Genomic DNA, 26,994 nt, shown 5'->3' with positions numbered 1-26,994 from the left:
GAACGTCCGGCGCCTGCTCCGGAAGGTGATGACACTGACCTCCGTCGGCCCTTCCGACCCTTCGGCGGTGCACACGTGGGCCGACTTCGCCCAGCACCTCGGCGGATTGCACCTACGGAGCGGGAAGACCCTCGGCGACCTGGAGAAGATCGGCAAGAGGCTGCCGGAGACCGGCGAGAGGTTGCGAGACCTGCCGAGGAGCACCGTCAGCGACGCGCTGCGTGGCAGGCGGCCGGTGAAGAAGGACCTGCTGGAAAGCCTGCTCAAGGCGTGACAGGTATCGGCAGCGGAACACGCGCAGGTGGTCGGTGCGTGGCAGCGGCTCAACGCGTCGATGGGCCAGGGACCAGCCAACGCACGCCGCGTCGATGAAGCGTCCCTGCGCGAACTGGGCGTTCACCCGGCGATTTCGAGCGACGGTGACCACGACGATCTGCCTTCGTACGTCCCGCGCGACTTCGACGACGAGCTCCGCAACCGGATCGCACACGGTGTCGATCGCGGCTGCTTCGTCCTCCTGGTCGGCGGATCGTCCTGGGGGAAGACCCGCTCACTCGGCGAGGCTGTCCGGGTGGTCGTCCCCGACTGGTGGCTGGTGCAGCAGGCGAGAACCCAGGAAATCCACGACCTGCTCGCAGCACCGACCGAGTGGACGGTGCTCTGGCTGGACGAACTTCAGCGCTGCTTCGGCGCCGATCCGCCACTGCTGCGGGAACACCTGGTGACCTTGGTCCGGACGAGGATGATCGTGGTCGGCACACTCTGGCCCGACTCCTACCTCAGGTTCAAACGCCTTCCGGCCGAGGGTGACGACGTACGCGCGGAGGCTCGCCTGATCGATTTCGCCAGGGTGATCAGCGTTCCGAAAGCCTTCAACGACACCGAACGGAGCCGTGCGACCGAGATCGCCGAGGTCGACAGCCGGATCAAAGGCGCGCTGGCGGTGTCCGACGCCGGGTTGACCCAGGTCCTGGCTGCTGCCCCCGACGTCGTCACCTCGTGGGAGCAGGCGCCCGACCCGTACAGCAAAGCCGCCATCTCGGCCACGGCCGAGGCCCGCCGGCTCGGCGTGCAGAGCCCGCTTCCGGCCACGGCGCTGCCGAACGCGATGGTGGGCTACCTCGCGCCCGCCGAGCGGGTGGTGCCGGTCGACGCGTGGCTGGACCGTGCCTTGACGCACGCGACCGGCCGTTTGCACGGCGCTGTGTCGGCGCTCAGCTCGGTAGCCGGCGAGGAAGCAGGCAGTGTGGCGGGATACGTGGTCGCCGACTACCTCGCCCAGCACATCGGCAAGGTTCGCCGCACCGAATGCCCGCCGGACAGCTTGTGGACGGCACTGGTCACCCACGTGAGAAACGTGGACGATCTGCGACGGCTGGCCGGCGCTGCGCTCACCCGGATGCGTTACGGCTACGCCGAGCAGGCACTTCGCCGGCTCCAACTGCTTGATCTCCGACGGCGACGGCTCATCCAGCCGCCGCCCACCCCCCGCCTCCTCGACCCGACGCCAATAAGAGCCGTATGACCTCGCCGTCGAAGGCTAGACCGCTCGCGAGACCTGCAGGATGTACTCCGAGAACGTCGGGACCGTTCGCCGCTCCTCGGCCTCGGCAAGCAGATCCGCCGGAGCAATACCCATTTTCGACAGCAGCAGCCTGGCCGCATCCAGCTCCATCGAGCTAGCGGTCATCACGATCACCACCAGCCAGCAACGGGTGATAGCTCGCCACCATCTGATCAAGGGCATCGACGGGATGCACAACCAGAACACCGCGCGCCGGGTCAGCGACCACGTCCTCGCCCGCGGCAATCCTGCAGCGACGCCGGAGCGCGATCGGCAACACCACCATCCGCCGCTTCCCCAGCGCGAACACGCCACCGGCGTCCGGCCGGATCAGCACCGACGTCTCGACCGCTGTCACGGCGAGGCGGACGTCGTCGCGCCAGCCCAGCCGGTCCAGCAGCGGCCATACACAGACCCGGCCGGAAGGGCTGACTCGAGCTATCGCGTACTCCAGTCCCGACCGGGTTCGGTCCGGCAGCAGCGCGGGCAAGGGCAGAGCTTCCACAGAAGAGGCCAGGCGGTCCAGGAGTCCGTCCGTAGTTGCGCCGAGGATCACGGGTGCCACGATCACGCCGACCTCCGCCCCGATCGGGCGACCCGGCTACGGAACGCAAAACGCCGACCACCATGAACGGTGATCGGCTTGTCGTGAGAGGGTTGGTGAAAGTTCACCACTTTTGGTGTCCGAGGACCGAGTTGATCTATAACCCCACGCTCAAGTTTGTCACTGACCTGCAGCTTGAATGATCCGCCTCCGATCGGGGTTTTTCACATCTGCGTACTCAAAGGGGTATTCGAACCCTCAGACGTACGGTTTCGCGGTCACCGAGGAGTTGGTCGTCCTCCTATCGGACGAAAACTCATAGTCGACAGTCAGCTCGTCACCGCGCGCCTGGCCGGACCAGCCTGCTCGAGGATCGCCCGGCCCAACAGCGCCATCGTCCCCCGGGGCGAGCTGGTCGACGGCGTCAGACCGCTCACCGAGCCTCGACGATCACGCCGAACTCCTCCAGAACGGCCGTGATAGCACCGAGGAACTCCGTGCCCAACGCCTCTTCGTACGAGACGAAGTCATTCCACAAAAGCCTGGCCGGCCGCTTGCCGGCCGGACTGGAGCGGAGACAGTCGGCGAGTGCGTCGAGGTTCGCACCGAAGTAGCCGCCCGGGCCATTGGCCGCTTCACCCAGCGCGCAATAGAAACCGGCCTTCGTCACGGTCGAGGCGCCGTTCAGTGTCATCACCTCCGCGTCTGCGTAACGAACAGCACCGTGCCCGGTGGCGAACCACGAGTTCTGCACGACGTGCAGCCACGCCGGGTGGTGACCGACCGGAAGCCGAAGCCACTCTCCGGCTCGCAGCGGCGGCTCCGACGCCCAACGCCGCCAGATCCCTGCCGCCTCGAGAAATTCACACCGGTCACCGAAGAAACGGAACGCAACGCGCTTCGGGTCGAAGTCACCGAAGATCACCCGCCCGACGAGGTACTCGCCTACCGTGTCCCGCCGCGCATTCACTATCTCGAGAACCGCATCCTCGACCTGTCGCGGACGCTCGTCACTCGAGTTCGCCCGACGGAAGACGACTTCCGGGGCACCGTCACCCGAAGAGACGAAGAACCCCTCCAGCTCTTCGGCCTCGACGAGCACGATGGCCCGGCTCCCATCGACCAACCGGTACAGGGCGGCACCTCCACTGCTCAGCTCAGGTTCCTCACGATCGCATCCATCTCCCGGCGTGCCGGACCACCGACCGGGACCCTCGTCCACCACCAGCCCGCACCCGGCTCGACCGCGTCGTCGATGTGCGCGAGCAGCTTCCGGCCATCCGGTTCGGTGAACGACCTGAACTCCTCGTCGACCGCATCGACCACCGCCCGCGCGGACAGCTCCGCGCCGACGATGCCAAGCCCGCCGGCGAGCGCGTCACACGCAAAAGGCCGAAAGGTAGTCGTGTGCCCCCAGACCGTACGGTCGCTGTCCGGACGGTCCAGGTCCCGCGCAGCCTCGCGACCTGCCGCTGCCAGTACGTGCTTATGCAGCCGGCCCCTCATCAGCCACCTCACTGAGGTAGAAGGCCAGCCGGCGCGGATCCAGATCCGGCTTCGGGTCGATCGTCGTGTCGGCTAAACCCAACGCGACCACCACTTGCCCGACGCACAACAGGTAGGACGCTGGAACGGAAAGGTCCGGCACGCTCAGCGCTCGTTCCAAATCCTCCCGAGCGACCGGCCGCAGTTCCACCTCCCACTCGGGAGTCTCGTCGTCTTCCCGAAAGGCCTCGACCAGCCAACTCACGGCTCCACCGTCCATTCCGGCACCGGGCCCCTGCCGGCGATCGGATCTCCGGTGGCCGGATCGACCGGTCCGAGGCGCCGCCGGCGTTTGTCGTAGGTTTCCAGCTCACCGTGCGGGGAGTCCCACTCGTAGATATCGCCCTTGCTGTCCTTCCACCGCTTGCGGAGCCCGCCGCCACCCTGGACGCTCGTCTTCGGCTTGGCAGGCGACAGGCCCGGAACGCACGGTCAGGTTGTGAACCAGCACCCGCCGAGTCAGCTCACGGATCGCCTACACCGTCACGCGGCTCTGCTTGCCATCAGCAGGTCATCGCCAGCGTGGAGGTCCTCCACATCCACCCAACTGCGCGGGAAGGTACCCAGAACGGGCGACCGTCGGTCGCCACGATCGGGGACCGGCCCGCCGCCGAGATCTCCACCAGACGCTCCCGCCCCTGCCCATCAGCCACTGGCTCTTCGGTCACGCCTCGCTCGGCCGCTTCCCGTAATACGCGCGAACTACCTTCCCCAGCTTCCGCTGGATCCCACGCAGGGTCCGAAGCGTCACCACGTCGTCGAGCCCGGTCGTCGTCGGCCACTCGAACCCCGTGCCCGCCAGATCGCTGACGAAGACGATCTCCGCCGCGATCAGCACCCGAGCCCAGTCGACCGGGGCCAACGGACTCCCCGTCCTCAGCGCGGCTCGCAGCCGTTCGCACTGGGTGACCAGGTCATCGAGACTCGCGAACCCCATGCCGACCGCCAGCTCGTCACTGCACCGGGCGGGACCACCCCACTCCAGCAGCGCCCGGTCCAGCAGCGCGATCTCGTCCGAGGCGAGCAAGTCACCCGGGGTCAACGGATTCAATTCAGCTTCTCCCAATAGTCGTCCACCTTGCTCGGATCCCTTCGGAAGATCGTTCCGCCGTCGGGGTGCGTGGGGTCATGGATGACGATCGTCGAACCGTCCTTCCCGAGGAAGGCCTTCCGACCGCCGCCCAGTTCCTTCATACGTGACGGATTCTGCATGACGTCCTGGGTCAGTCGCCCGAGGCCCTCGGAGGAGACCCCGGGGAACTCGGAGGCATGTTTGTTGTTCGCGTGCCCCGCGGCGATGTCGGCCGCGTCTTCCATGCGCTCCTCGTCAGTGCACCAGGACGAGTTGTGGACGAGTACCGCGCCCGCGTAGTACGTGTGATCCGCGTCGACCGTCAAGTTGTGGACCCGGGTGGGCCGCGTCAGTTCGCGGACCGCCGCAACAGTCGCCGTGCGGCCGTTCGCCGTCAGCACGACGTCGCCTACGTGCAGGTTGTCCGCCCGCACCCAGCTCTGCTGTTCCGGCAACCAGAACGGGTGACCATCGGTGGCCACGATCAGGGCGGTGCCCACGATCCGGAGTTCCACCAGCTTTTTCCAGCCCTCACCCACGATCGTCGCGACGACCTCGCGAGATGCGGTGCGGCCCGTCGAAACGTCCGTCGCCAGGACGTGGTCACCGAGACGAATCTGCTCGATCGGGCGGCGCGTGCCATCGGCCATCATGACCGTCGTGCCTGGCAGGAAGCTGTTGCAGGAGACTTTCGACAGGCGTTTCTCGGCTTCCTCCACCCGCCTCAAGTCCGACGCCGCCTTGTCGCGGCGGCGCATCCACGTCAGCGTGTCCTTGAAGGCCGACACGATCTTGTCGACGATCTTGCCGCCCTTGAGCACCTTGCCCCATGGGAGCGACGTCAGGATCTCCCAGGCACAGCCAGCCAGGTTGAAGTCCTTGATGCAGTTGTCGACGACGCCCTTCACGCCGATGATCTCCTGCAGGATGTCGCCGCCCACCTGGATCGCCACGTCGATCCAGCTGCGTTTGTCCGCCGCGGCCTTCTTCGCTTCCTCGTACTCCGCCTGGCTCAGGCCCGCTTCCTTGAGCGCCTGCTGCTTCGCATCGCCCGCGCCCGCGCCACCGCCGCCCGCCCACGGCGGGTCGATCCAAATCCGGTAGTAGAAGACCTGCACGACCCAGTACGTCACCGCCACGAGCATCACGATCGGCATGAACAGCCCGGCGATGTACAGCGTCCAGATGAACGTCGTCACCGCGGTTCGCTGGGCCACCGAGACGGTCTTCCAGTACAAGCCGTTCGGGTCTGAGTTCGTCACCGGCGAGTTGTTGCCGTAGGCGTACCCGTTGAGCTGCTGCGGGTCGTCGACGTCCAGCACCGGGTCGGCCGAGGCGAACCGGCCGGTGACCGGGTCGTACTCCCGCGCGCCGAGGTGGGTCAGGCCGCTGTCGTCCTTCGTGCCGCCGACGAACCCCTTGTCGTCGGCCCACGACGCCGGCTGCTTCCCCCGCGGGTTCCCGAAGGGATCGGCCTGCCGCGATTTCACGTCCAAAGTGGACGCGTTGATCGTCATCGACGCCGTGCCCTGGTGGTCGCCCAGCAACCACGACAGACCACCACCCGAGCCGGACGTCCGCACCGCGACCTCGGAGCCGCCGTGGTCGTAGTACCGCCGCCCGGTCAGCTCCTGGGTCGCGTTCCGCACGACCAGTTCCATGCCGTCGAGGTAGAGCGTCGTGGTCCCGGACTCGCGCTTGATGAGCCGGCCGCCGTCGGCGTCGTAGACGAACGACGACTCACGGCCGTCGTGCTCCTTCAGCTTCGCCAGGCGCCCGCTCGCGTCCCACTCGAGGGTCTGCGACGAACCCGACACCTTGCGGCCGGTCGTGTTGCCCGTGGGGTCGTAGGCGAACTCGTCCTTCGCCGTGCCGGTCGGCCCGGTCTGGGTGACCGTCCGGAGTGTGTGCGGCTGGGCGCCGTCCGGGCCGCCGTAGGCGTAGGTCCGCGTGCTGTCCCCCGCCGCCGTGTGCTCGACATCGGACGTGCGGTTACCGCCCTTGTCGTAGGCGTACTCGTGCCAGTACGGCGCCGTCCCGCCCAGCCCGGCGACCGACGGCTGTTCGCCGCAGTTCCCGGTCTTCGGGGTGAACGCGCTGGTCAGCCGCTTGAGGTAGTCGTAACCGAAGCACTGGACGTCCCCGACCGAGCCCGGCGGCGTGTCGGCGAGCTTCGTGATGTTGCCCGCCGGGTCGTAGCCGTAGCTGCGCTTGGCCAGGTAGGCCCCGCTCTCGAGGTTGCGCTGGACGTCGACGCCGGAAAGGCGCCGCGTGCCCTCCTCGTAGAACATCGAGGTGTAGACCTTCTTGCTGCCCGAGCCCAGCGTCAGCCGCAGCGTCTCCCCGTACTTGGAGTACAGGTGCTCCGGGACGTAGGTGTCGGTGCCCTGGGTCTCGGTGGGCAGCCCGAGGTCGTTGTAGTAGTAGCTGATCAGCTCCGGATCCAGGCCGCCCGCGCCCGGTTGGGTACGCGACGTCACCTGACCGGTTTTCGCGTCGTAGGACGTCTTGAACGTGTAGCTGCCGGCCAGCTTGCCTTCGTCGTCGGGGATGACGACCTTGGTCTCGGTGGGCCGGTTCGCCGCGTCGTAGGACACGACCTGCTTGGTGTAGTCCTTGCCGCCGGCGTAGCGGGTCGACGCGTCCACCGTGCCGCGCTTGACCTTGTCGTAGGACCAGCCGGCCACCTTCGTCTCGGCGGCGTCGGCGGCCAGGCGCTCGAACTGCGCGACCTGGCGGCCGAGCTTGTCGTACTCGGACCGCAGCCGGACGCCGCGAGCGTCGGTCGTGGTCTCGGGCTGGTCCAACGCCGTGTAGGTGTACCGCCGCTCGCCGGTGTCCGGGTCGTGGTCGACGACCTTGCGGCCGAGGAGATCGTACTCGTAGCTCCACTTCGCGTTGTCCGGGCCGGTGAGCGCGGTCATCAGGCCGCGCACGTCGAACTCGTACTTCGTCGAGTCGTAGTCCCCGGTCGCCTCGCGGCCGTGGTACTGGCGCTTCTCGACGGCGTTGCCGTGGACGTCGCGGATGACCGTGGTGGTGGTCCCGCCCAGTGGCGGGACGGTCGTCACGCGGTCGGCCGCGTAGCTCGAACTGGTCCGCCACTGCTCGACGTCGAGCTTGCGGAAGATCACCGCGGTCTCGCGTTGCTGGGCATCGAACTCGGTGACCGTCTGGTTCGGCACGGCGTTGTCCAGTACGCCGAGCAACGCGTCGCCCGCGGCCTGGTCGTTGTAGTACGAGCCGTTGACCTTGGCCTTCAGCCCGCGGGAGTCGTAGAACCAGTCGTTGACGATCCGGCCGCCCGCGACGGCGGGCAGCTGCGTCTGGCGCTCGCGCAGCATGCCGTCGTACAGCGTGTACGACGTCGTGTAGCCGCCGTCCTCCCGCAACGAACCCGTCGTGACGACAGTCGGCGCGTCGGTCCGGTACCGGTAGCCGAACGTGCTGGTCGGATCCTTCTTGTCCGCTTTGGACTGACCCGGGGCCCAGGCGCGGACGAGCCGGCCGAGCGCGTCGTACTCCATGTCGGCACGGCGCCCGCTGATGTCCACATCGGACGTCGTGAGGCCGTGCGCCGGGTCCATCGTGGTCACCGACTGGTATCCCAGCGGATCGGTCTTGGTGACCTTGCGGACGCCGAATTCCGGCCCCGGCTCGTACGCCGACGTGACCTCGTCCCCGTCGGAGTTGACCACCTTGACGGGCCGGCCGAGGTCGTCGTAGGTCGTGCCCTGGGTCAGCTGCCAGTCCGTGCCGGTCCAGCGTTCGGTCGCGGTCAGGTTGCCCTTGGTGGGCGCGGCGCCGGAGGCGAGGCCGTCGTAGCTCTGGCGGACCTTGCCGATCAGCTTGCCGGGGGTGTTTTCGTCGGCCGAGCACGGGAGAGCGACCGTGCGCACGCCCGAGGGGCGGTCCTGGATCCACGCGGTGTCGTTCGCCGCGAACTCGGTCCGGGCGCAGGTTTCGTCGCCGGTCACCGCGAGGTCGCCCGCGTCGTCGACAGCCACGACGTTGCCGTGGCCGTCGAAGGAGTTCTTGACCTCCGTGCGCCGCCAGGTCCCGTCGCCGAGCAGCGTGCGGCCGCGGGTGGTCTCGACGTTGGTCATGTACGCCTTGTCGTCGCCCGCGGTCGCCGTCGGACCGTGCAGCCACGGCACCTTGACCGACGAGGACACGAGCTTGCCGCCCTCGTACGACTGCGATTCCAGGGTGAACCCGGCCAGCGCCTCGGCGTCGGTGACCTTGGCGCCTTCGGACGGCGCCACCTGGATCGAGCGGGTTCCGCTCGGCAACCGGTCACCGTCCATGCCGCGCAGGAACTTCTCGACCGTCACCGTCTGCGTGGTGCCCGGCTCGCCGGTGGTCGTGCGGACCTCGCCGAACCCGCGCCACTGCGACCAGGTCCGGTGCTTCGGCTCGCTGAATTCGGCGTCATCGAAGTGCCACGCGGCGTCGCCGAGGTAGTCGTAAGCGGTCTTCTTCAGCGCCGAACCACCGGTCCGGTCGTCCTCGGTGACCGCCTTGACGACGTACTTGTGGAACCAGCCCAGGACCGCGTCGTAACCGTGTTCCGGCAGCCACCAGCTCGGGAAGCAGAGTTTCCCGTTGCTCTCCGGGTTCGCCGGCATCGCCGAGCCCCAGACGCACTCGCGGTCGGAGTACTTGACCTCGGTGATGCCACCGGCCTCGTTCTGGACGCGCTCGATGCGGTAGCGGGTGATCGGCGGCAGGCCGTCTCCGGTCGACACGCGGTTCGGCATCGAAAGACCGTGGAACACCATTTCGGGCAGGGCTTCGCTGCCACCGGCCAGTCCGGTGTGGGTGATTCCGGCGAGCCACAGGGCCGGGGACAGCCCGTCGCCGGTGTCCGGGAACTCGTGCCGCAGCGTCCACGCGTCGACGTCACGCCACTGGGCGTCGCCGGTGACGTCGTCTCGGCGGATCTGGGTGAGCACCTTGACCAGCCGCTTGCGGCTGAAGAACGCGGGCGAGGTCCGGTTGTCGCACTTTTCGCCGGCCTTGCAGATCCGGTCGAACGGCACGTCCGGCCAGTTCTTCGCGGTGTCCTTGGTCAGCTGGTCGGGGTTGCAGGCGAAGGTGCTCGTCGGCAGGCATCGCTCCGCCGTGTCGAACCAGACGCGAGACGGCGCCGGCGCGAACAGCGCGTTCGCGCGCAGACCGTACTCGATGCGGCGCAAGGAGTTCGCGGCGACGTAGGAGGTCTGCTTGTCCGCGGCCATGTCCCGGCCGTAGAAGTTGGTCTCGGGCTCGTAGTAGTACGTCGTCGCGTTGCCGTTGGGGTCGACGACGTAGTCGAGGTTCCAGCGGTACCCCTGCTGGCACCAGGAGTCGGCGAACGCGGTCTTGGCGCACGGCTCGTCGGGGTTGTTGCCGAACACGGGCACGGTGGCGGTCGAACGTGTCTCCGGCTTGCCCTCGCTCCAGCCGGGCAACCGGTTGAGGCCGAGGAAGTACTGGGTGCCGTTGCTGCTGGTGATCTTCCAGTGCTCGCCGTTGTCGTCGCCGTTGGTGGCGCCGGTGAGGTGCTCGATGCGGGAGCCGTCGTCGTGCTTCGGCACCCACAGTCCGGCCTTGGCGTCCTTGAGGACGAGCTCCGCCGAGACGCCGTTGAGGCTCAGGATCGCGTTGTCGGTGGCCCAGCACAGGTCGCCGGTCTTGCGGTCACCCTGGCTGCCGCCGAGGTCGTCGGCGCAGGCCTTGTAGCGGCGCTCGATGAACCCGCCGGCGGACAGCTCCCAGCCGTCGCCCGGCGCCGCGGCCTGGTTGTTGGTCGCGCTGGTGCGGCCGTCCACCGTGCCGGAGGAGTAGCCGAGACCCAGCTTCGGGGCGACCCCGGCGTTCGGCGGCGGCACGCGCAGCGGCACCGAATAGGTGAAGTCGCCGCTCGAGCCGCCGGCGGACCAGGAGCCCGCGGGAGAAAGGCCGGTGGCTTCGAACGAGCCACCCGCGCCGGACGGCGCCGCCGCGGCGGCGAGCATGACCCGGGACGTCGTGGCGCGCTGCTCGGCGGGCAGGGTGACCTGAGCGGTCACCGTCCGCGCGGCCGCGTCGTTCGTGGTTTCCACCGGCGTCGCCGTGCGGCACTCGGGACGTTCGGGCGTACGCGCCGCGCATTCCGGCAGCTGCACCAGCTTGAGCCGCGAACCGTAGTCCCCGCCGAAGGCCGATTCGAAGCCGCGGTAGTCGACCCGCACCGACAGGGACCGCCCGGCCGCGCCCCCGGCGTCTTCGACGGCGAGCACGAGCCCGGTGACACCGGCCTTTTCCGCGCGGCCCTGGTCGAACGTCTCGACGCGGACCTTCGCCTCCGCGGCGGACGCGGCCGAGCGGGCCTGCGCCGGCGGGGCGGCCACGGCCACCGCGACCGGGAGTGAACCGGCCTGCCGGAAGCCCGGTGTCGCGGCCGATCGCGCGGCTGCCGCGGGTGCCGTCGCCTCGGCGGTGGCCGCGCCGGGCCACTTCGCCTCCGGCCGCGGCCGGGCGGCCGCCTGGTCGACGGCGTTGACCGGCAGCGGGCGCACCGGCACCGGCCCGCCGGGCACGGACTTCTCCTGCTGCAGCTCGGGAAGGTGGACGTAGCTGGGCTCGTCGGCCGCGGCGGGGACGGCTTGCACCGTCGTCGTGGCCATGACCGCGGCCAGGACGAGGGCGAGCTGGGGCACGAAACGTCTTCCGGACATGCCGAACTCCAGATTCGGGTCGCGAAGGGGGAGGGAGTCAGTCCTGCACCGGCAGCTGCCGGATCTGGTTGTCGGTCAAGGTGCCGGAGTAGACCCGCACCGCGCGGACGGCGCCGTTGAACGGGTCGACGTCCCGGCCGACCCAGCGGCTGCCGCCGAACATCAGCCCGCCGGTGCCGTTCCAGCCCGCGACCCCGCCGAGCCGTCCGGCGAACCGGCCGTTCACGTAGATGCGGGCTTCCTTGGCGGCCAGGTCGTAGACGCCGGTGAGGTGCACCCACTGCTGCGCCGCGACGTCGGCTTCGGCCGGTACCCACCAGCCGCCTTCCTGGTTCGCGCCGAGCGACATCAGGAAGCACCACTTCTTGACTTCGGGCCGGTACTGCAGCATGAACGGCGAGAACCGGGCGTCGCGCAGGCTGACCGCGGTGCGCGGGACCTCCTCCACCGCGTCCATCCGCACGAACGCCGAGACCGTGTAGGACCGGTCGGTGCGCAGGTCGGGCCGCGGTCCTTCGACCGAGCCGTACCCCGCATCCGGCATGCCGGTGAACTTCGCCGCGGAGTAGCCGTCGGCCTGGGTCCAGGCGGCGCTGCCCTGGAAGGTGGCGTCCCGGCCGCTGACCGCGTCCTTGGTCGTCGTCCCGCTGCCTTCGGCGAGCTGATAGTGCGCCCGCAGGACGGATTCGTTGGCCAAGGCCGCGGCTTCGCTGCCGACGAGCACCCGCTGGTAGAGACGGACGTCGTCGACCGCGCCCGGGAAGTAGTCGACCCGGTTGCCGGTCCACTGCGCCGCGCCGATCTGGACGTCACCGGTCGCGGTCCACGTGCTCGTGTGTGCGACCTCGGCGCCGAGCGCGCCGTTGACGTAGAGGCGCAGCTTGCCCACGGCCTGGTCGTAGACGCCGGTCAGCTGCGTCCAGACACCTGGCTGCACGGACTCCGCCGAGATGGCGCGCGAGTGCACCGGCCCGCCACCGTCCACATCGGAGGCGAACATGGCCAGGGACCACTTGCCGTCGGGCGAGGCCTGCAGCTGGAACCCGCTGGTGCGCTTGCCGTCCAGCGAGACCGCCGAGGGCCAGTTGCCGACCTGGTCCAGCCGCACCCAGGCGGACACCGAGAAGCTCTTGGCCGTGTCGACCGGCGGGCCCGTCGCGGAGAGCCGCTTGCCCGTTCCGAGCGCGACGGCGTTGCCGAGGTAGCCGGGCGCGGTGGCGTCCGCGCCGCCGGACGAGGTGAGCGACCGGCCCTCGCCGGACGCGTCGGTGAGGTCGCCGTCGAGCTTCCAGTGCGCTTTCAGGTTCCCGGTCAGCGGATCGCCCGCCCGGACGAGGATCGGGTACTGGGCGATCGGCGACAGGTTGCCGGCACGGTCGACGGCGCGCACGAAGACCGTCTGCGGGCCGTCGGTGGCCGGGGTCCAGCGGAACACCCCGCTGCCGCCGAGGCGATCGGCGTTCACCGGCTCCTTCGGGTCGTCGTTCTGCTGGTCGGTCACCGACCACAGGAACTGCCGCACGTCCGGGTTGTTCGCCGTCACCGTGAAGGCGCCGGTCTGGCCGATGCCCCCGGCCGCGACGTCACCGCCGACGGGGTAGTCCGTGGAAGTCACCGTGGGCGTGCCCGGTGGGGTCTTGTCCACTTCGAACTCGCAGTTGCCCACCCACACCGAGTTGCTGCCGCCGTCGCTGGCGTACATCGACCAGTTGTAGACACCTTCGCCGGTCACCACCCCGGACGGCACGGTCACCTCGGCGAACGAGCCGGACGGGATGTTCGACGTCGTCGTCCACCACACCTCGCTGCTGGCGCCGAGCTTTCCCTTGTGCAGGGAGAACCGGGCGGTGAGCATGCCGCCGTCCGGATCGGACACCCGGCCGCGCAGGCGCGGCGTCGGGGTGAACACGTACGGCCGGGCGTCGCCGGAGGCGCACGGGATCTGGCCGCCTTCCATGCCCAGGTTCGCGGGCAGGCCCGGCACGGAGTTGTAGACGTAGTCGATGACCGGGTCGAGCGCGAACCGCCGCCAGTCGTTCTGCTGGCCTTCGTTGGCGGCCTTGAGCATGAACGTCAGGGTGGTCCACCCGCCGTTCGCGGCCTGGCGCGCGGTGTCGTCGATGCGCACCTCGGCCGCGCCGTCGGTCGGGCAGTACTTGGCGTTGTTGGACTTGCCGATCCCGCCGAGGTTGACCTCCCAGCCGGGCTGGGCGTTCCAGGTGGTACCCCAGCCGATGCCCCCGGTGCGCCACAGTTCGGTCGGCCCGCCGTTGCAGGAGTAGGAGTGCACGACCCGCGTCCGCATGGTCGCCCGGTGGATGACCTTGCCACGCATGGCCGAGACGTCGACGCTGAAGTACGACCGCGACCGGTACCCGCCCTGGTAGCCCGCCTTCAGGTCACCCAGGTCGCCGTCGGTCTTGTTGAAGTTGTGCTCCTCCGGCCACGGTTCCTGGACCACGACGTGGTTCTGCTTGGCGCCCGGCCAGAAGTACTCCGGGTCGATCACCACGGGGAAGACCCGCGCGGGGTCGGTGAGGAACGCCGTGTCGGGCTTGACCACAGTCGTCTCCGGCGTGACGACGACGTCCATCGTCGCCTTCTTCGGCGGCTTCACGGGTTCGGGCTCGCTCGCGGACCGCGCAGCGACGCCCGGTGTCGTTCCGCCGGACGAGTCCCACATCTTCGAAGCGTCACCGCGGAAGACGACCTCACCGTCCGCGTCGACCGCTTCGAGGGTCCCCACGCCGGTCTTGCGGGGCGTCAGCCCGCGAGTGTGGTTGCCGAACTTGATCTCGCGCAGCTTCGGATCGCGCGCCGCTTCCGGGGTCTTCACCACGAGGTGCTCGCTGAAGCCCGTGGTGGTCACGGTGACCTTGAGGTCCACGCCGGGAATGACCTCGGCGTAGGTCGCGACCGGGCCGTCCAGCTTCGGTGCGGGCAGCGTCCCCGGCCACCCGAGACCGATCTCGTGCTCGCCCTTCGTGGCGGCCGCGAGGATTTCATTGGCACCGCCGTCGGAAAGCCGGACTTCGACGGGCGCGGCATTCGGACGCACCGTGCCGTCGGGCCGCGCCGTGAGCGTGAGGTCGACCGGAACCCACGAGCCGGCACGCTTGATCCGCTGGGGCTCGAGGCTCTCCCGCCGGGTCACGGTGCCGTCCGGGTTGGCGAAGACCTCGGCGTATTCAGTGGTTTCCGCGGGAACACCAACGACCGCACCGGACCGCTTCGCGGCAGCGAGAGCAGCGGACACCGCCGGCGACTCACCGGATGGTTCGGCCGCCGCGGCGACCGGCGAAACCGAAGCCGCCAATATGCTGCCCACGAAAACAGGCAGCACGGCACGACGAAGTAAGCGCACGAAGACTCCCCCACCTCCGGCCGACTGCGTCGACCGAACCCGATCTTGATCCCCGAGAACTTCTAGCAGCAGATCAACGATTCACCAAGACAGGTTTACGCGATGGCCGGTTACTTACCAACAATAGGGACGCGCTAATCGTTGCAGACCGGGTTCGACCTGGGGAAATAACGCCGCTCATCGTGAGCGAGCCAACGGCGTTAGCAAGCCAGACTGTGATCAATCCTACTCACTCGGTGACACAGCGCCCGAACTCTTCTCACGCAGGCCACCTGATACGCCGCATCCAGACGGTCTGCAGCGACGGTACGGCCATTCAGCTGCACATCAGCTCCGAATTCGTCACCAGTACAGGTCGGCTACGTTCCGCCCTCGACCCGGACCCGCCTCAAGCACCCGAGGTGCACGATGATCAGTACCGCTCGCAGAGCCACTACGACACGCGCAGTCTCCCCGCGCCGGGCAGGTGCCCGTCGTCGCCGGCAGTCCGTCAAAGGGTCCGGGCTGAGGTTCGCGTTCTGCGGGCGCATGTCCACCGTCGAGTTCCAGGACCGGGCGGCCTCCTCGGGGTGGCAGCGCGAGGTGGCCACGCGAGCGCCCGCAACCGCCCACCAGAACTCGCCAAGAACGTCTACGTCCGCGAAGACCACTTGCTCAACGAACTCCGCTTGCGATTCGGCGAGACCGTCGATGAAAATGGCTCCGCGATCGCCGACCACCTGAGAACGAACAATCTAACGATCATGTGCGGCGGCCTGACCCGAGAAGTCAAGGCCTGCAGCTCACGTTGCACACTTGCCACGATAGACGAGACCGTCGGCGACCAGCTGCTATGACTCTGACCTGGCCGCGACGCGCGGCTTTATGGGGTAATTGAGTGTCCGAGTTGATCTACAACCCCACACTGAAGTTCGCCACTGACCTGCAGCTTGATTGAGCTGCCTCCTGCGGGAATCTCCGACGTTTGCGTGTTCGAAGCGGGCACTGCGTGTGCGTCGACGCGGCGGCCGCCCCTCGCCCGAGGCACGCTGGACCGAGCACCTTCGGCGACCCGTGAACGCACCCCCCGATGTGGTGCCCACGACCATGTCCGAGGCGCGCGGGACGTGGCCGGCGCACATTGTCTCGGCTCGCCCGGTGGCCGATAGTTGCGGAGTTCCCCCGGTGTCGTGAGGAGCCCGTCGTGCGCCTGCTCAGCCTGGTGGCCGTCGCCGCCATCGTCGTCGGCGTGGAGGTCACCGCGCCGGCACCGCCGGTCGCCGCGGCCGCTCCCGCCTACCTGACCAACGAGGCGACGTTCAGCACCGTCGCCAACGGGTGGGACAGGGTGGAGCGCTACCGCGACACCACATCGGGATTCGCCGATGAGCAGTACCCGCCGGACGGGCGGGGCAACCAGGACGGGCAGCGGCTGACCTTCTTCGGCGGGGTGGCGCAGCCGTCCTCGTCGCGGTTCCTGCTGTACTCCGCACCCGGCTGGTCGACCGGCGCGAAGGCCACGCCGGTGCTGCTGGTCCACGGTGCCAACGACAATCCCGACCGCGCCTGGGCCAATCCGAACGAATCCGGCGGCTTCGGATGCGGCTCGGCGACCTGCCCGTCGACCGGGTTGATGCAGTACCTCAGCTCGCGCGGGTACCGGGTGTTCGCCATCGGTTTCGCGCACAAGCAGGGCGAGAACCGCCAGCAGGCACAGCAGGTCGGGGACGCGATCGCGCTGATCAAGTCACGGCTCGGGGTGGGCCAGGTCGACCTGGTCGGCTGGAGCAAGGGCGAACTGTCCACCCGGATGTACGTCTCCTCGGTGAAGCCCCCGTGGGGACGGGCCTACGCCGGCGACGTGCGCAAGCTGATCACCCTCGGCGGACCGAACGGTGGCTACGACTACCCGTTCGCGCACGGCTACGCGCACGACCTGTCGATCTGGCCGGAGTGCGGCGTCAGCATCAACGCGCCGAGCCCGCACACGAGGATGACCTGCTACGGCGCGTACACCTACCACCCGGAACTGTCGATCACACCCACCGTCGGCTGGGACACCTACCCCGGGCAGCGGCAGATGCTGGCCCGCTTCGACAGCACGTTCGGCGTCGACGGCTCGCAACAGGACTGGTACACGACCTACTACGGCGGCCAGGGCTTCTACACCGACGGGACGGGCATCCAGGCCGCGATCGACGCCGGGTCGATGATCTCCACCATCCAGTCCGCCGGCACCCCGGCAAGCGTCTCGGTGTACCTGCTGGCCGGCGGCTCGCCCACCATCGTCGGCGTGTTCAACGAGAACCGCGGCCCGAGCGACGGCATCGTGTTCGTAGCCAGCGCGTTGAACAGCACGGGCATCGGCCACCTCGCCGCGACGGCGCTGATCGGTTCGGTGAACCACGTGCAGCTGGGCTGGGCATCGGCGTCGATGTCCCAGGTGACGAGCTGGCTGGCGTGAAAGGGACGACAGTGACCACACTCCTCGACGGAATCACTTCGGCGAAGGTGCCGACCGACCGGCTGACCACGCACGTGCTGGAGGTGGCCGACCGGGAACACGGCGAGCCGGTCGTGTTCGTCCACGGCAACGTCTCGTCCTCCGTCTTCTGGCAGGAGTCGATGCTCGACCTGCCGCGGCGGTACCGCCCGATCGCGGTGAACCTGCGCGGATTCGGCGGCACCGACCCGCTGCCGGTGGACGCGACGCGGGGAGTGCGCGACTACGCCGACGACGTGATCGCCACGCTGGCCGCGCTGGGCATCGACGCCGCGCACCTGGTCGGCTGGAGCATGGGCGGCGGCGTGGTCCTGCAGCTGCTGCGCGAGCACCCCGCGCTCGCGCGCACCGTGACACTGGTCAACCCGGTCTCGCCCTACGGCTTCGGCGGCACCAAGGGCGCGGACGGCGAGCTGGTCGACGCCGCGGGCGCCGGATCGGGCGGCGGTGGCGCCAATCCGGATTTCGTCACCCGGCTCAAGGACGGCGACACCTCGGACGAATCGCCGTTCTCCCCCCGACAGGTGCTACTGGCCTTCTACGTCAAAACGCCGTTCCACCCCGCCCGCCTCGACGACCTCGTCGAGGCGATGCTCACCACCCGGGTCGGCGACGACCACTACCCCGGCGACTTCACCACGACCGACGCGTGGCCGGGCGTCGCGCCGGGCACCCGTGGCGTGCTCAACACCATGGCGCCCGGCCATTTCCGCATCGACGACCTCGACGCGATCGAGCGCAAGCCCCCGATCCTCTGGGTGCGGGGAGCGGACGACCAGATCGTGTCCGACACCTCCATGTTCGACCTCGCCCACCTCGGCCGGCTCGGCGCGGTGCCCGGCTGGCCGGGCGAGGCCACCCATCCCGCGCAGCCGATGGTCACCCAGACCAGAGCCGTCCTCGACCGCTACGCCGCAGCCGGCGGCCACTACCGTGAGGTGGTCATCGCAGACACCGGGCACAGCCCGCACATCGAGAAGCCGAAGGAGTTCTCAGCGGCACTGCTCGAGGGGTTGGCCAAGGGCTGAAAGCATCCGACACCGCCATCCGCCGCCTTGGCGGGATCACGATCGGTCCACGGGCTGTTGCAGGCGCGACGCCACCACCGACCTTCCAGCTTCCTCACCCATGTGCTGCTCACATCAGCCTGGTCGCATAGGTCGTTATACGGCCAGCTCGCCCCCGATCCGCCGCGTGCGCCGGGGGCCGCAGGTGCGTCTCGGCAACTGATGTCAACAGCTGGATCGACGGGTTGAACGCGCCCCGGACAGCCGATCGGCCGTTCTACCTGACCGCAATCGTCGAGGCCGAAGCGCATCGCCCCTAACATCGCCGCGACGCGCTTCACGTGCGTGGCGCGGCGCGAGCGGGGAGCGTCGGGCATATCATTCAGGCCGATTGCCGCCCGCGGCTCGGGCATCTCCGAGAAGCCCGCGTCGGACGGCCGTCTGGGCACCGCCGTTCACCTGCCTTATCGCGGATCCGGTCGATCGAGCAGCCGGGCAGAAGCCGCTGGAGGCCGACCTACGCCTCGAGCTGGTGGCTGTGGTCGAAAGCATGGGTGGACCAGACCCCGCGGAGGGGATCACGGCCTTCGAGCAACGCCGCGACCCGGAGTTCCGGACCTGAGACTTCACGCGTCGATGCATAGAGCGTTATACAGCCGGCTGGCCTCTCCTGGCCCTGGATGTGCTGACACGTCCGGGTGGTCATCGGGCGTGACCGCGAAATCCAGCGCAACAACAAACCTGCTCGACGCTCGATGGGACCACGTCACCACGCTTGATCCCCAACACCGTGATACGAGCGGCCATTCGGGTGCTTATCCGATCGAAATTCGTCATCGGTGCCGGGCGGCTGCGTTCCGCCTCCGACCCGAACCCGCCTCAAGCACCGAGGTGCGCGATGATCAATACCACCCGCTGGGTCCGCCGCGAGCGCGCGGGACGGGGCTCCCGCCGCCGGCCAGACTGCGAATCGGTTGTAACGAAGTGCCGCTCTCCGGCCGACTCGTGCAGTGCGTCCCCGCATTGGGGTGCAACGAACTTGCCTGCGAGGAGTGATCATGGCTTTCGACCACCAGCGGAACGTCGGCAACCTCGTACCATTGCTGGCGGACGGCGAGCGGATCCTCACCTCGATCCCAGGCTTCTTCCAGTACGACTTCCCCGACGGGGAGTTCCTCGATGAGGCCAGTCTGGTCCTCACTACCGAGCGCTTGCTCGCTTATCGCAAGAAATTGCTGACATCGTGGCTCGCCAAGGTACCCATCGGCAGGGTGACGAACATCGATATGATGCCGATGATCATGATGCTGTCCGGGATCGAGCTGCCGATCGGGGTGATCCTCGTCGGATTCACCGGCACGGAGTGGAAGAACTGGTCGGTGAAACTTACCGCCAAAGAAAAGGATGCCGGAGCCGAGTTCGTTCGCCAGGTCCGGCACGCGTTCCCGCGAGTCGGCGGCTTGCCGCAGGTCGACGAATGAGCGATGCCGCGGCAAAAACCGGTCCGACCGAGGAGTCGCACGAAGCGCTCGCTCAGCGCGCCAGGCACCACTTCACCCTCGGCAAGGAACTCGGCGAGCACGGTCATCTCGCCCACGCTGTCCGCTTCTACCGCGCGGCTCTAGCCGCCGTCCCGGCCGCCGTCGGGGACGACCGGGCCGATTACTTTGTGGAGCTCAGCGATTGCCTCGTCGATCTCAACCGACCGGATGAAGCGATCGCCGCGGCGAAGGAAGGGGCCTTCGTAGTCAGTCCGGCACACCCGGAAGGAGGTTTCTACATCCTCAACGCGCTGATGCTGCTGTTCCGCCGCTACGAAGCGCGAGGTGAACCCGCTGACCTCGTCGATGTCACCGATATGGGTTCCGTACTCCTGCCGGGCATCGCTGAAGGTAGCGAGGCCCGCCAAGCGGCTCTGCAACTCCTCTGTATCGCGTTCCGGCGCCGCTTCGAGGCCCAGGATAATTTGCCGTCTCTCGGCAACGCCATCGAGGCTGCCGACGAGCTGGTGCGATCGCCCGCTGTGAGCAACACTGACCGCGTCACGCACCTGCAAGCCCTTATCATCGCGCGCCACCTGCGGTTCGAACGCACCGGTCTGACTGCCGACCTCGACGGCGCCGTGGCAGCGGCACGCGCTGCGAGCAAACTGGTCGGGAGCGGAGACGCGGACGAAGCGACCGTTTTCTCCCAGTTATCAGCCGCACTGGTCCAACGATTCGAACAGCTGGGAAGCCACGCAGACCTCGATGAAGGAATCGAGGTGGGTAAGTTCGCAACGACGAGCGCGGACCCTCGTGACCCGTATCGGTTTGCGATGATGTCGAATTTGTCCCGAGCCCTGGTAACAAGGTTCGAGGAGACTGGTGCTCACGCCGACATCGACGAAGCTGTCCGGCTCGGCGACCTCGCTTTGAGGCTGGGCCAGGCAGATGCCCGTGAGCGGGCGCTTCTGAAGATCAACCTCGCGAACGCACTGCGTGCAAGGTTCGATCGCACTCAGGAGATTGCCTTCCTGGAAGATGCGGACAGGCGCGCGACCTCGGCAGTACGCGAACTTGGCGGGACTGCCGATGAAGTGGTGGCTCGCGTTTCGGCGGGACACACCTCACTTGCCCTGGCTGAGCTGGTTCGCGAAGGCGCGGATGGCTGGGGAGCACGAAGGCGCCACAGGCGACTGCTCGACGGTGCGGTGCAGATGTTCGAGCGTGCCGTTGCCCTAACCCCCGACGGGCACGCACGATTGCCGGCGCTACTGGCCGACCTCTGTCAGGCGTTGCTCCTGCGATTCGAGGTCACACGACGATCGCGTGACCTCGATGCCGCAGTCGCTTCGGGACAGCGTTCTGTCGCCATCGGCACGCCGGACGACCGCAGCCTTGCCGCCCATCGGGTTCTCCTCGCGCGGGCGCTTGCTGCGAGATTCCGCGTGCGGAACACACGCGGTGACGCGACCGAGGCGATCATCGGCTTGCGGGTGGCTGCCACCACCAGCACGGCTCCGACCGATGTCCGGCTGAACGCCGCGCACGATGCCGCGAAGCTGGTGGTTCGGATGGGCGGGAGCTGGGCTGAAGCATTGAAGGCCTACAACCTGGCGATCGAGTTGCTTCCGCTGTTGGCGTTGCGTGGCGGCGATTTCGGAGACAATGAACGCCGACTCGGCGGATGGGCCGGGCTCGCCTCGGATGCCGCCGCATGCGCGGTCGAAGCCGGGCAGGCGGAGCGGGCGATCGAGCTGCTCGAACAGGGGCGGGGCGTGCTGTGGTCGAGTGTCCTGGACGAGCGCGCGGACCTGGGCAGGCTGGGCGAAGTCGCCCCTGAGTTGGCCGCGGAAGTGGAAGCGGTGCGCACTCGGCTTGACGCACCTGACGACGCCGCACGCGGCCTGTCGTCACGTCGGGAGGACGCCGGCGTGCTCGACCGGCGCTGGCGCGAACTTGTCGCCAGAGTGCGCCGAACGCCCGGGTTCGCCGATTTCCTCGCGCCAAAGGAGATACGTGACCTGAGACCGGCGGATCCCGGCCTGACCGTCGCGGTGATCAACGTGAGCAGGTATCGCTGCGACGCACTGCTGGTCTCGTCATCGGGCGTTCAGGTCGTGCCGCTGCCCGGCCTCTCGCGCGACGAGGCTGCCGAGCAAGCCACCAAGTACCTCGATGGCCTTTCAGGTTTGAGAGATTGTCAAGCGGCCTTCGACGAGGTGGTCTTCCCCGCGCTGTCGAGGTGGATGTGGCAAGCCGTGGCCGAGCCGGTCCTGAAGGCGCTGAGACCAGGAGCGGATCTTCCCCGCATCTGCTGGTGCCCGACTGGTCCGTTGACCCTCTTGCCCGTGCACGCTGCCGGCAGCCGTGAGCCCGCAGGCTGGCCGGGCGTCCTGGATCTCACGATTTCCTCGTACACGCCCACCCTCTCCGCCCTTCGCCTTGCGCCGTCCGTGAAGTCCGCCGGACCGCGCTCAATCCTGTCGGTCGCGGTTCCGGACGCTCCTGACCACGTTCCGCTACCGGAAGTGGCAAACGAGGCGAAACGGCTCAAAGCACACCACGGCAGTCGCGTCACCGAACTCGTCGGACCGTCCGCGACCCGTGATGCGGTCTTGACTGGCCTTCGGCGGCATCGCTGGGCGCACTTCGCGTGCCACGGAAAACAGGATCCGGCCGAGCCGGCGTCGGGAGGATTGGTGCTGGCCGACGGTTCGGTGCTCACCGTGGCCGACTTGGCAAAGGAACGCTTCGAGCACGAGTTCGTCTACCTGTCGGCGTGTGATACCGCTCGCAGCGGGCTGGGCAACCTCGACGAGGCAGTGACCTTGGTCGCCGCGCTGCAATACACCGGGTGGCAGAGCGTGGTGGGGACCCTTTGGTCGGTCGTCGACGACGTTGCCGCCCGCGTGGCCGAGCTGGTTCACAGTTCAATTGCTTCCGAGGCCAGTGCATCTCCGGATTTCGCTGCAGCCTTGCGCCAGGCTGTCCGGACGATCCGGGACGCCGAACCGGACAAACCGAGCGCGTGGGCACCCTATGTCCACTTCGGCACATGAAACCGGAGGCGCTGGAGACGGCGGCGCGGTCACGGCTTCGGTTTGACGGCATAGGCGATCGCGCCTATGAGCAGCGATCCAACGATCAATGCGGCAGTGCCGTAGCCAGGCCGATACCAGGAAAAGTCCTCGAAGGGCGTCGCCGGCAGGGTGAACGCCCACAGCCCGAAGGATATCGTCGCGGTGATGAGTTCGAACACCGGCCAGTCACCAGGCCGCCATGGTGGCGTCCGGCCGAGTTTTCGTGCTTGGGCAACGGCGAAGAGCCAGACGATCACCGGAGTGAGCACCAGGAAGATCGAAAACATCACCCACTGACCGGTCCGCGATCCGCCGGGATCCATCACCAGCGTGGCAACGGCTACGTAGGCCGTGATGATTTCGGTCGGGATGTAGCGCGTCACAACCTCCGTGGCGGCGACGACGCCGAGATCCGCCGACGCGCTGCCGGGACGTTGCTGCGTCGCCGGATCACCACGTCTTGGCGTCTCGATTCTTCTGCCCGTCGTCGCGGCACGGGTCATCGCGGCAATGCTCACCAAAGGAAATCGCCGCGCCCCAGAGGGCTGCTACCGGGAGCGAGATCCTTGGCCCAATCGTGACGTCAGGCTGGCAAACGATGGCAGGTGCGCTCCCGGTCCGCCGCAGCGGTCGGCACCCGAGGTCGAGCGGCCGACGATGCTGGCCGACCCGGCCGCCACGTCGACGTTGAGCACTTTCAGCCCAACCACGACGCCGCCGAACCGAGTTGATCTACAACCCCACCCTGAAGTTCGCCACCGACCTGCGGCTTTAGTACCCGTTTTAGCGCGGAAGTTCTCCCACGTTTACGTGTTCAAAGGGGGACTTGAACCCCCATGCGTGGGATATCTCCAGTGTTTGGGGAGATCATGCGCTCACGGTAGCACAGAGTCACTATTTCCTGGCTGCGGCGACCTCCATCAGTGGAAGCTGGTCGGCAGCGGCGAGGATCTGCGAGCTCGTTCACCAGCTGCGCGATGAGGACATCGCCCGTAAGCCCGATCTTAGAAGAACGCAATCGACCATCGAACCGTCAAGGACGAGACCTGCTCGCGACGCTTCCTTCACCCAGCTACGTGCGAGCAGGAAGCCCGCTTGTCCGGACCGGAGTGTCGTGGCGACGCCCGTAACCTTCACGAGTTGCGCAACGCCAGTGGCTCTTACCAACCACGGGAGGCTGCAAGTTATGAACCGTATCAGCCGCCGTTCAGGCTCCGTGCGCCCACCACTGCATCACCAGAATTTTCCACCAGGCCGGCCAAGACTGCAGGTCTGCTCTCGTCTGCCACGAGAGGAGGTTGTTGCGGATGGTCAGCGTGGACTCGTGTCCGGCCCCCAGTGCGCGCGCTGAATCCGCTAGGAGGGCTTGCAAGTCCTCTACGGCGCCGGCCAGGTCGCCTGCATCGCCGCGCCAGGAAGCGAGGTTGTTGCGAGTGATCAGGGTGTCGCGGTGGTCGGAGCCGAGTACGCGGCGCTGGTCAGCCAGTACCGACTCGTATTCGGCCACCGCGCGGGCCGGGTCGCCGCCCTCGCCGCGCCACCGAGCAAGCATGCCGCGGGTGGACAGGGCACTGGGGTGGTCGGAACCCAGGATGCGCTGTTGGTCGGCCAATAGTGCCTCGAGTTCGGCGACGGCTCCCCCGGTGTCACCGGCCTCACCCCGCCAGGAGGCGAGGTTTGCGCGGGTGGTCAGGAGGGCGGGGTGGTCGGCTTCGAGCACACGGCGCTGGTCGGCCAGCAACACTTCTGCTTCTGCGACGGCGCGGGTCGCGTTACCGGCCGAGCTTCGCCAGTAGATGAGGTTGTTTCGGGTGGTCAGAGTGCTGGGGTGGTCGGGGTCCAGCACGCGCTGCTGCTCGGCCAGCAGCATCTCGTACTCGGCGATCGCGCCGGGTACGTCACCGGCCTGGCCCCGGAAGCTCGCGAGGTGTCTGCGTGTGATCAGGATGGAGTGGTGGTCGGGACCCAGCACACGCAGTTGGTCGACCAGCAAAGCTTCTAAATCGGCAAGGGCGCCAGCAGCGTCACCGGCATTACCCCGGCAGGAAGCGAGGTTGCCGCGATTGCACAGGGTGCCCACGTGGTCGGGGCCTAGTACGCGTTGATGGTCGGCGAGGAGCCGCTCGTACCCGGCGATGGCGCCAGCCGAGTCGCCGGACTCGTCACGCCAATGGGCGAGATCGTTGCAGATGGCCATCACGAGATCGTCGTCCGACCCAACGGCACCTTCGGCCGTGGCTCGCAGCGCTTCGAACTCGGTGACAGCACCGGATGCATCGCCAGCCATCCCCTGCAAACGGGCGAGATGACAGCGGGCGGCCAGAGTCTGGGGATGGACTGGCCCCAGCCGGCCGGTCGCATCCCGATGAAGGCGCAGAAAGTGGGTGGCGGCGGCGGTGATCTGCCCTGATTCGGCCAACGACCGCCCGATGCGGAACAGCAGCGGGTGGTAGTCGGGTTGGGAGAGGGCCGAGGCGGTGACGGCGTCGAGGGCTTCGCTGCAACTGCGCAGCGTCCGGGCTACACCGAGGTCGGCGGTGTCGAACTCGGGCCAGAGGTCGAGCAGCGCATCAGCCGTGAGTCGAGCCAGGTCGCCGACGTGTGCCGGGGTGAGAGCGTCACGGACCGCACGCTGGACCAGCGGGTGCACCGCCACCGCGCGACCCGGCCGAGTGGGGTCGAGGGTGAGGAGGTTGAGCCGGTGCAGGCACGCCAGGCCGTCCTGGACCGCTTCTTCATCCACCTCACGCCCTACCGCCGCGGCCAGGCAATCCCGGACGACGGTGCCGGTGAACACCGCCAACGGACTACCGTGAGGATCTAAGAGGCTGGCCACCTCGAGGAGCGGCCGGGCCAATCCCCGGGGCCGGAGCCGGTCGGCGCGGTCGATGGACAGCGACCAGGTCGCGTCCACAGTCGCTGCGTACTGGTCAGGTAGCTCGGCCGAGCTGGGCAGGACATCTGCGAGCGTATACCGACGGTCGGCCAGCCGCCGCCGGTAGCTGGCGACGGTGAGCAACGGCTTGTCGTGCAAGAAGGCGACCGCCTGCGACAGCGCCAGCGGTAGCCGTCCGAGGTCTTCGGCAAGCCCTTGAAGCTGCACCCGCTCCACCGCGTGGCCGGCCAGCGCCTTGGTCAGGAAGGCGATCGCCTCAGTCTTCGTGTAGACACCGAGCTCGATGACGCGGTGCCACATGCTAGTGGCTGTGTGCAGCGCGGCGTCACGACGCCGGGATGTCAGCAAGATCTCGCCCGAGTCGTTGGGCGGAGGCCAGAGTCCGTGCAGATCCTGCGGATCCTGCACGTCGTCGAGCACCATCAGCCAACGTCGGCTCGTGGCAGCAAGCCAGTCCCTCAGCAGTTGCGCGGCTTCCTCAGGGGCCCGCAGGGCAATGTCGGGTATTGTTCCGGACAGCACCTGCCGAGCGGCTTCCGCGTAGGTGGTGATCACCGCGTCGCGGGAAAACGCCGGCATCCAACGGCCAGGTCGATGGCGCTGTCAGGCCATACCGACCACGCGTGGCGGGCGGCGAGCTGCGACTTACCCACTCCGCCCAGCCCGGAAACCACCACACTTCGGCCGCGCACCCTGGTTCCGCCTGGCGCCAGGGCTTCCGCCAGCTGTCGGCGAGCGTCGCGGTGCTGGTAGTGGTCGACGACCTGCGGGGGCACACCCAGGCGCACCGGCCATGCGGTCCTCACGCCAGGCACGTAGAAGGTGTTGCGCTGGACGTTGTTGTCGCCGACCTGGGCACCGAGGTTGTGATCGACGGCGAACGTCCCGTCGAGCGGATGCGCGGACTGACCCGAGCGGGGAAAGCGGCGTCGGGGCACAGTAGCTCAGGAAGTGAAGGTGTTGGTCTGCGTGTTGTGGTCCCCTACCTGGACTCCCTGGTTGTCCCGCACCTCCACCTGTCCATACCTACTGCTCGAAACCCCCGCGAGGCCAGTCAACTCTAGGACGTGCCGCGCCGCGGCGACGAGCTCGTCGTCCAGCTCGACAGCGGCTGCGGATAACGCCGCCGCCAGCTCGGCTTGGTGTGCTTCAGGGGCTGACAATTCTGCTTCCAGTACAGCTTGTCTGTCCTCGGACGTCGAAGGGGAGCGTCGCACCGCTCTGAGCGTCAGCGACTTCAATCCCTCGTACCCGT

General features: G+C 68.0%; 19 protein-coding genes. 7 read left to right on the top strand and 12 right to left on the bottom strand.

The window, feature by feature from the left end; genetic code table 11:
• Positions 1-28: 28 nt before the first annotated feature.
• Positions 29-274 carry a hypothetical protein gene (locus ACIQWX_RS14705; protein WP_400869946.1) on the top strand — a complete coding sequence of 82 codons (246 nt, stop codon included), beginning with the start codon at positions 29-31 and terminating at the stop codon, positions 272-274.
• Positions 275-301: 27 nt separating this feature from the next.
• Positions 302-1,525 carry a hypothetical protein gene (locus ACIQWX_RS14700; RefSeq protein WP_400869944.1) on the top strand — a complete coding sequence of 408 codons (1,224 nt, stop codon included), beginning with the start codon at positions 302-304 and terminating at the stop codon, positions 1,523-1,525.
• Positions 1,526-1,540: 15 nt separating this feature from the next.
• On the opposite strand, the gene ACIQWX_RS14695 is transcribed toward ACIQWX_RS14700, so the two are convergent.
• The 9 genes from ACIQWX_RS14695 to ACIQWX_RS14655 form a co-directional block, all read right to left on the bottom strand.
• Positions 1,541-1,690, bottom strand: coding sequence for a hypothetical protein (locus ACIQWX_RS14695; RefSeq protein ID WP_400869940.1), 150 nt, complete (start codon positions 1,688-1,690; stop codon positions 1,541-1,543).
• On the bottom strand, positions 1,680-2,135 hold the full coding sequence (locus ACIQWX_RS14690; RefSeq protein ID WP_400869937.1) for a hypothetical protein: 456 nt from the start codon (positions 2,133-2,135) through the stop codon (positions 1,680-1,682). The genes ACIQWX_RS14695 and ACIQWX_RS14690 overlap by 11 nt, the downstream gene beginning before the upstream one ends.
• Before the next feature lie 406 nt (positions 2,136-2,541).
• Complete coding sequence (locus ACIQWX_RS14685) at positions 2,542-3,210, bottom strand: barstar family protein (protein WP_400869935.1); 669 nt, start codon at positions 3,208-3,210, stop codon at positions 2,542-2,544.
• Between the two features lie 50 nt (positions 3,211-3,260).
• Positions 3,261-3,614, bottom strand: coding sequence for a hypothetical protein (locus tag ACIQWX_RS14680; protein ID WP_400869932.1), 354 nt, complete (start codon positions 3,612-3,614; stop codon positions 3,261-3,263).
• On the bottom strand, positions 3,595-3,858 hold the full coding sequence (locus tag ACIQWX_RS14675; RefSeq protein WP_400869929.1) for a hypothetical protein: 264 nt from the start codon (positions 3,856-3,858) through the stop codon (positions 3,595-3,597). Before ACIQWX_RS14675 ends, ACIQWX_RS14680 begins: the two co-directional genes overlap by 20 nt.
• Positions 3,855-4,070, bottom strand: a complete 216-nt coding sequence (locus tag ACIQWX_RS14670; protein WP_400875761.1) for a colicin E3/pyocin S6 family cytotoxin — start codon at positions 4,068-4,070, stop codon at positions 3,855-3,857. The genes ACIQWX_RS14675 and ACIQWX_RS14670 overlap by 4 nt, the downstream gene beginning before the upstream one ends.
• A 247-nt stretch (positions 4,071-4,317) precedes the next feature.
• Positions 4,318-4,695: a hypothetical protein gene (locus tag ACIQWX_RS14665; RefSeq protein WP_400869927.1), complete on the bottom strand. Its 378-nt coding sequence runs from the start codon at positions 4,693-4,695 to the stop codon at positions 4,318-4,320.
• 5 nt (positions 4,696-4,700) lie between these two features.
• Positions 4,701-11,426, bottom strand: a complete 6,726-nt coding sequence (locus ACIQWX_RS14660; RefSeq protein ID WP_400869924.1) for a polymorphic toxin-type HINT domain-containing protein — start codon at positions 11,424-11,426, stop codon at positions 4,701-4,703.
• A 37-nt stretch (positions 11,427-11,463) separates the two neighbouring features.
• Positions 11,464-14,754 (bottom strand): LamG-like jellyroll fold domain-containing protein, encoded by a 3,291-nt coding sequence (locus ACIQWX_RS14655; RefSeq protein WP_400869921.1) that lies wholly within the window; start codon positions 14,752-14,754, stop codon positions 11,464-11,466.
• A gap of 605 nt (positions 14,755-15,359) precedes the next feature.
• On the opposite strand from ACIQWX_RS14655, the gene ACIQWX_RS14650 reads away from it, so the two are divergent.
• From ACIQWX_RS14650 to ACIQWX_RS14630, 5 genes are all read left to right on the top strand, one after another.
• The gene (locus tag ACIQWX_RS14650; RefSeq protein ID WP_400869918.1) at positions 15,360-15,626 is read left to right on the top strand and encodes a hypothetical protein; all 267 of its coding nucleotides are present in this window, start codon (positions 15,360-15,362) and stop codon (positions 15,624-15,626) included.
• A 347-nt stretch (positions 15,627-15,973) separates the two neighbouring features.
• Positions 15,974-17,233 (top strand): esterase/lipase family protein, encoded by a 1,260-nt coding sequence (locus ACIQWX_RS14645; RefSeq protein ID WP_400869915.1) that lies wholly within the window; start codon positions 15,974-15,976, stop codon positions 17,231-17,233.
• An 11-nt stretch (positions 17,234-17,244) separates the two neighbouring features.
• Positions 17,245-18,300: an alpha/beta fold hydrolase gene (locus ACIQWX_RS14640; protein WP_400869912.1), complete on the top strand. Its 1,056-nt coding sequence runs from the start codon at positions 17,245-17,247 to the stop codon at positions 18,298-18,300.
• Positions 18,301-19,337: 1,037 nt separating this feature from the next.
• Complete coding sequence (locus tag ACIQWX_RS14635; protein WP_400869909.1) at positions 19,338-19,760, top strand: hypothetical protein; 423 nt, start codon at positions 19,338-19,340, stop codon at positions 19,758-19,760.
• Positions 19,757-22,822: a CHAT domain-containing protein gene (locus ACIQWX_RS14630; protein WP_400869906.1), complete on the top strand. Its 3,066-nt coding sequence runs from the start codon at positions 19,757-19,759 to the stop codon at positions 22,820-22,822. Before ACIQWX_RS14635 ends, ACIQWX_RS14630 begins: the two co-directional genes overlap by 4 nt.
• Before the next feature lie 29 nt (positions 22,823-22,851).
• On the opposite strand, the gene ACIQWX_RS14625 is transcribed toward ACIQWX_RS14630, so the two are convergent.
• The 3 genes from ACIQWX_RS14625 to ACIQWX_RS14615 all read right to left on the bottom strand — a co-directional run bounded on the left by ACIQWX_RS14625 (position 22,852) and on the right by ACIQWX_RS14615 (position 26,677).
• The gene (locus tag ACIQWX_RS14625; protein ID WP_400869903.1) at positions 22,852-23,346 is read right to left on the bottom strand and encodes a hypothetical protein; all 495 of its coding nucleotides are present in this window, start codon (positions 23,344-23,346) and stop codon (positions 22,852-22,854) included.
• Positions 23,347-24,050: 704 nt separating this feature from the next.
• Positions 24,051-26,294: a tetratricopeptide repeat protein gene (locus ACIQWX_RS14620; protein WP_400869900.1), complete on the bottom strand. Its 2,244-nt coding sequence runs from the start codon at positions 26,292-26,294 to the stop codon at positions 24,051-24,053.
• Positions 26,291-26,677: a hypothetical protein gene (locus ACIQWX_RS14615; protein WP_400869897.1), complete on the bottom strand. Its 387-nt coding sequence runs from the start codon at positions 26,675-26,677 to the stop codon at positions 26,291-26,293. The genes ACIQWX_RS14620 and ACIQWX_RS14615 overlap by 4 nt, the downstream gene beginning before the upstream one ends.
• Positions 26,678-26,994 lie beyond the last annotated feature (317 nt).

This window comes from Amycolatopsis sp. NPDC098790 (genome assembly GCF_044759945.1).
In the GTDB taxonomy this organism is placed as follows: Bacteria; Actinomycetota; Actinomycetes; order Mycobacteriales; family Pseudonocardiaceae; genus Amycolatopsis.
This window is presented reverse-complemented; position numbering and strand designations above follow the sequence as displayed.

Coding starts and splice junctions, on each gene's coding strand:
- ACIQWX_RS14695 (WP_400869940.1), bottom strand. CDS start 1,690: ATGACCGCTAGCTCGATGGAGCTGGATGCGGCCAGGCTGCTGCTGTCG.
- ACIQWX_RS14680 (WP_400869932.1), bottom strand. CDS start 3,614: ATGAGGGGCCGGCTGCATAAGCACGTACTGGCAGCGGCAGGTCGCGAG.
- ACIQWX_RS14635 (WP_400869909.1), top strand. CDS start 19,338: ATGGCTTTCGACCACCAGCGGAACGTCGGCAACCTCGTACCATTGCTG.
- ACIQWX_RS14660 (WP_400869924.1), bottom strand. CDS start 11,426: ATGTCCGGAAGACGTTTCGTGCCCCAGCTCGCCCTCGTCCTGGCCGCG.
- ACIQWX_RS14625 (WP_400869903.1), bottom strand. CDS start 23,346: ATGACCCGTGCCGCGACGACGGGCAGAAGAATCGAGACGCCAAGACGT.
- ACIQWX_RS14705 (WP_400869946.1), top strand. CDS start 29: ATGACACTGACCTCCGTCGGCCCTTCCGACCCTTCGGCGGTGCACACG.
- ACIQWX_RS14630 (WP_400869906.1), top strand. CDS start 19,757: ATGAGCGATGCCGCGGCAAAAACCGGTCCGACCGAGGAGTCGCACGAA.